The sequence below is a fragment of the Janthinobacterium sp. ROICE36 genome (assembly GCF_002869965.1).
In the GTDB taxonomy this organism is placed as follows: Bacteria; Pseudomonadota; Gammaproteobacteria; order Burkholderiales; family Burkholderiaceae_D; genus Janthinobacterium.
The window spans coordinates 1-5,041 of sequence record NZ_PEBS01000140.1; the positions used below are offsets into that span (position 1 = coordinate 1).

The 5,041-nt window shown below is 54.5% G+C and carries 6 protein-coding genes; 4 read left to right on the forward strand and 2 right to left on the reverse strand.

The features are described from left to right. Positions 1–577 (forward strand): DDE-type integrase/transposase/recombinase (locus CSZ94_RS26830; protein ID WP_146009911.1); only part of this gene is annotated, 577 nt, incomplete at its 5' end. A gap of 57 nt (positions 578–634) precedes the next feature. On the opposite strand, the gene CSZ94_RS29085 is transcribed toward CSZ94_RS26830, so the two are convergent. Further along, on the reverse strand, positions 635–760 hold the full coding sequence (locus CSZ94_RS29085) for a hypothetical protein (protein WP_258001232.1): 126 nt from the start codon (positions 758–760) through the stop codon (positions 635–637). Positions 761–896: 136 nt separating this feature from the next. Between CSZ94_RS29085 and CSZ94_RS26835 the strand changes: the two genes are divergently transcribed. Next, on the forward strand, positions 897–1,913 hold the full coding sequence (locus tag CSZ94_RS26835; RefSeq protein WP_102124290.1) for an IS30 family transposase: 1,017 nt from the start codon (positions 897–899) through the stop codon (positions 1,911–1,913). Between the two features lie 1,164 nt (positions 1,914–3,077). On the opposite strand, the gene CSZ94_RS26840 is transcribed toward CSZ94_RS26835, so the two are convergent. Then, positions 3,078–4,139, reverse strand: coding sequence for a DNA-methyltransferase (locus CSZ94_RS26840; protein WP_146009912.1), 1,062 nt, complete (start codon positions 4,137–4,139; stop codon positions 3,078–3,080). Positions 4,140–4,336: 197 nt separating this feature from the next. Here CSZ94_RS26840 and CSZ94_RS26845 point away from each other — a divergent pair, with 197 nt between their 5' ends. Together CSZ94_RS26845 and CSZ94_RS26850 are read left to right on the forward strand one after the other, a co-directional pair. Next, positions 4,337–4,618 carry a type II toxin-antitoxin system HigB family toxin gene (locus CSZ94_RS26845; RefSeq protein WP_102124292.1) on the forward strand — a complete coding sequence of 94 codons (282 nt, stop codon included), beginning with the start codon at positions 4,337–4,339 and terminating at the stop codon, positions 4,616–4,618. Further along, positions 4,606–5,028 carry a helix-turn-helix domain-containing protein gene (locus CSZ94_RS26850; RefSeq protein WP_102124293.1) on the forward strand — a complete coding sequence of 141 codons (423 nt, stop codon included), beginning with the start codon at positions 4,606–4,608 and terminating at the stop codon, positions 5,026–5,028. The genes CSZ94_RS26845 and CSZ94_RS26850 overlap by 13 nt, the downstream gene beginning before the upstream one ends. Positions 5,029–5,041 lie beyond the last annotated feature (13 nt).

Genomic DNA, 5,041 nt, shown 5'->3' on the forward strand with positions numbered 1-5,041 from the left:
CTACGAACCCGGCTTTGTTCACGTCGACATCAAATACTTGCCGCAGATGCCAGACGAAACCTCGCGCCGCTATCTGTTCGTGGCCATCGACCGCGCCACGCGTTGGGTGTTCCTGCATATCTACGGTGACATGACAGACAAAAGCAGTGTCGACTTCCTGCGCCGGCTCAAGCTGGCCTCGCCGATCAGGATCATTAAACTGCTGACTGACAACGGTTCGCAATTCACCGACCGCTTCACAACAAAGGACAGGAAGCCCAGTGGCCAGCACGCCTTCGATAAAGTCTGCACCGCCATGGGCATCGAACACCGCCTGGCACCACCCCGGCATCCGCAAACGAATGGCATGGTCGAACGATTCAACGGCCGTATCAGCGAACTGTTGCAGCAGACCCGATTCGACAGCCGGCCCGATCTGGAGACGACCTTGCTCAACTATTTAAAGCTTTACAACCACCACATTCCACAACGGGCCATCGGTGCCAAAACACCCATCCAGGCGCTCAAAGAATGGCAGCAAAAGAAGCCGGAGCTATTCGTAAAGCGCGTTTATGATCAAACGGGACTGGACAAGTAACATCTCCACTTTGGCACTTATATGCCGTTTCTGAAAGGGGGCGTCCATTCCATTACTTTAGTGTTTCAGCGACGGCGAGTTGAAATCTTTTTTAATGAACTTGAATACAGCAACAAACGGCTCAAAAAACAAGCGGGTATCGGCGATTGCAATTCTCTTGATATGCTGGATGAGTGCACCCATATCTTGCTCCTTAATGTCCTATGGTCGTGGAGCAAATTTACCTGCAGGCGCTGTAAAAGTCAAATAGCAGGTGAATGCATATAGACTTGGCATTCTCTAAAACCAAGTGCAACACCTGCTCCTGTAAGGTGTTGCGATGCCCAGAATCTATTTCCACTTAACGACCCAAGAGCGCGCCGTCGTGATGACGATGCGCGATGACCAGTGCAGCGTCCGAACTATTGCTAAACGCCTTGGCCGTTCACCCAGTTCGATCAGCCGCGAAATCCGGCGCAATGCCGGCCTTGGCGCCTATGATGCGAACCTGGCGCATTTGCAAAGAGCGGCGCGTCAAGTGATGCCAAGGCGCGCACCCAAGATGGAATCGGGCAGCGTTCTTTTTCAAGTCGTCCGGCACTATCTCAATCGACTCTGGTCGCCCCAGAAAATTTCCAACATACTGAAGGCCATGTGGCCTACTGAAACCGATAAAACCGTCTCGCACGAGACCATCTACAACGCTATCTATCTGCACCCGCGTGGCGAACTCAAGCGCGAGCTGATCGCCTGCTTACGATACCACAACCAGGTTCGCAAACCGCGCAGTCGCGGCGCCGATAGGCGCGGTCAGATAAAGGACATGCAAAGCATCCACATCCGCTCTCCAGAAATCGAGGACCGCGTCATCCCCTGGCACTGGGTAGGCGACCTGATCAAGGGTGAAGGCAACCGCTCGTCGGTGGGCACGCTGGTAGAGCGCACCACGCGTTTCGTGGTGTTGGCCAGGATGGACAACGCTAGCACCAAGTCGGTCGTCGACAGTTTCTCGGCCGTGCTGAACCGTGAACCGGAAGCGCTGCGCAAGTCGATGACCTACGATCAGGGGCGCGAAATGCAAGGCCATAAAATATTAACCGAACGTACCGGCGTGCAGATCTACTTTGCCGATCCGCACAGTCCCTGGCAACGCGGATCGAACGAAAATACCAACGGCCTGCTGCGCCAGTACATGCCCAAGGGCTCGGATCTATCGATTTATTCTCAGGAGGAACTCGATGCCATTGCACTATCGCTGAATACAAGGCCAAGGCAAACGCTCGGCTGGAAAACGCGATTGGCCGTTTATACTGAACACATGATCAGACTGCAATTACAAGCCAATTCGATTAATTAACCCGGTGTTGCACTTGATACTTGAGACCGCCCTTGCTCTAATTTCTCGCGCTGCAGGATGACTGATTGACCTGCCGATGTGCGCCAGTGCGACAAAACTCTGGAGACTGCTGCACTTTGCTGCACTTTGCTGCACTTCGAATGAATATACATCCATGATTCAAAACGAAAACGCTAAATGCACTGATTCTTGCCACGTTTTCTCATTGACCAGCATCGTTGGAACCGTTACTATTCTGTTGTCGATCTGCGGCATTTTTTTATCCAATCTTCTTTTCAGTTCCTACGGAATCGAAAAGCACCTATTCGTACTGTCGCTTCAGCGGCAACTCCCCCAAGCCAGCTAACTGCACTGGCAACATCACCTCAATTCTTAAGCTTCACTAATCGTTATTCCAACGTTCGCCCGTTTTTCTTATGTGGCACTGACAGTTCTGGCGCACACTGAGTGACGACGAAACCCAGGCTACATGCGGGTAAGAAGGGGATTAGGAACACTAATTCTATACTAAACACGATTGTGCGCGAGAGTTTTAGCGCAGAATTGGGCGTTTTTTGCACTGACACAAGCATCTCGATATCAGCTGCGCCGTAGGGCTCCGGTCTGGGCCTTGAGATTCACATAGAGACACAAAAAGGCGGATATCTGGAAGCTCCCAGACGCATGCATCGCTGGCCACGTGCCGGTGCCATTGCAGCCTCCGCGACGCCCAAGGGCGTGAGAAAGACCATTTGGTGCAAGCGCCACCAAAGACCTGCCCCTAAGGTAGGACGCGCTTCGTTAGATACCACGTGAGAGTTCCAGGCCTGACAGCGGTAAGTCAGGTAATCGACAGCCGTAAGGAGTCGGCATATTGCTTCTTTGCCAAGAGGGGTAGCAGTATGAAATAAGTGTGCTTACGTTTGGGCCCCTCTCCCCGGCAGTCAGGCAGTAACAGCGGTAAAAGTGGCAGCGAAGCTTCAAATTTTTGCTTGTGTTATCCGCGAGCGAAAATTTGAAGCTTCGTAAATGAATAAATATTCAGAGGATAACCTCTACTTTTAGCGCAATCTAAAAATGGGGGGATTACCAGGATCGCAGCAATCCTGGGCGCATTGCGAACGTTGTATATGAAATGGAAGGGGAGGCCGAGGCAATCCACCCAAGTTAAGCGATAGGCTGTCATCAAGCAGCCTTGCGCTTGCGCGCGATCTCGGCGTAGGCCGGGTTCAGTTCGATGCCAATACAGTCACGCTGCAGGCGGTCGGCGACAAGACCGGTGGTGCCGGCGCCGAAAAACGGGTCCAGTACCACGCCGCCTGGCGGGCAGCCTGCGCGAATGCAGTTTTCGGGCAGCTCAGGCGGGAACGTTGCGAAGTGGGCTTCGGCGAACGAATGCGTCGCCATAGTCCAGACGCTGCGCTTGTTGCGCATATCAGGGCGGACGGCAGGATCCTCGCGGAAGCCGGTGCCGCCGCCCATGCGCGCGGCCGTGCGCAGGCCTTCCTCGTCGCGCCCGTCGTCCTTGCTGCACGCCATGACGCGGCCACGTTGACGCGCATCGGCATCGGTGCCATGACCAAACCCGACGCCGCGTGCTGTGCGCTTCTGCGGTTTCTGGCCCGGCACGTCGTAATCTTTGGTGCCGAAGCTGTTTCGCGGGTGGTCCCTGGCGCCGGCAGCCGGCTCCTTGATGGCCTCAGCATCGTAGAAGTACTTCTCGTTCTCGCTAAGCAGGAAGAGGTACTCGTGGCTCTTGGTGCAGCGGTCGCGCACGGATTCGGGCATCGGGTTCGGCTTGCTCCATACGATGTCCTGGCGCACCCACCAGCCAGCGTCTTGCAACGCGATGGCGAGGCGGTAAGGCATCATGACAAGATCCTTTGGCTTCAGGCCCTGCCGTGGCATGCGGTTTGGCTGTGTGAGCGTGCCGGTGCCGCGGGTGCCGACGCTGTACGCCTGCTTTTCTTCATGACCTTCGCGCACCCCTCGCCATACCTGGCCTTGCGCCCCGCCACCTGGGTGATTGCCGACGCGCCCAGCGGCGGTCGCATAGCTGTCGCCCATATTGATCCAGCAGGTGCCATCCGGACGCAGCACGCAACGCATCTCTTCTAATACGTCGACCATGACAGCGATAAATTCCGCTGGTGATGCCTCCAGGCCGATTTGGCCGTCGACGCCGTAGTCGCGCAGCCCCCAATACGGTGGACTGGTGACACAGCAATGGACGGAATCGGCAGCCACCCAAACCAGCGAAAGCCTATGCACGCGGTTCTAACACCGGTATGATAGGGTATGCAATGGCAAATGTACAACCTCTCTGGGTACTTTACTCGCTGTTGAAACGGCAGCTTAATTTGCAACTGGATTAGCTCCCGGCCTGATATCGGGATGACACGAAAAATGTATGCGCATATCTCAAAATGAGATATAGTGTGTTTATGCGAGTGATATCCAATAAAGCCCTGACAGATTTCTCAGCGATCCACCCGCCAGCCGGGGAGCCACTTCAGGCATGGCGCAAGATTGTTGAGTCTCGAACATTTTCAAATTTCGCTGAAGTGAAAGCGACTTTCAATGCTGTCGATAAGGTAGAAACCTACTATGTCTTCGATATTGGCGGCAACAAGTACCGCATCATCACCGCGATACATTTCGATCAGCAGAAGTTATTCGTTCGTCACGTTTTTACGCACAAGGAGTATGACAAATGGAAGCCGTAATGGACCGCCAGGTGGTAGAGGAAATCACTAACCGCTTTCAGGCGTTGACGGCAGTGGTCCCGCTGCACGCGATCCGTTCGGGCGCGGACTATGACAAGGCTGTCGCTGTACTAAATCAATTGCTCGATGCCGGCGCTGCTGACGAGCGTTCACCCCTGGCCGATCTGACCAACGCACTGGGCGCAGTGATTGGCGACTACGAAGATGCGAACAATCCACCAGTTGACGTTGCGCCTCTAGCTACCTTGCGGTTCCTGATGGAACAACACAAGCTGTCGCAGTCCGATCTTCCCGAGATAGGAAGTCAGGGCGTCGTGTCTGAAATTTTGCGTGGTAAACGCGATCTCAATGTTCGCCAAATCAAGATGCTGGCCGGCCGCTTTCACGTACCCGCTGCCGTGTTCATTTAATGCCAAGGAAAAC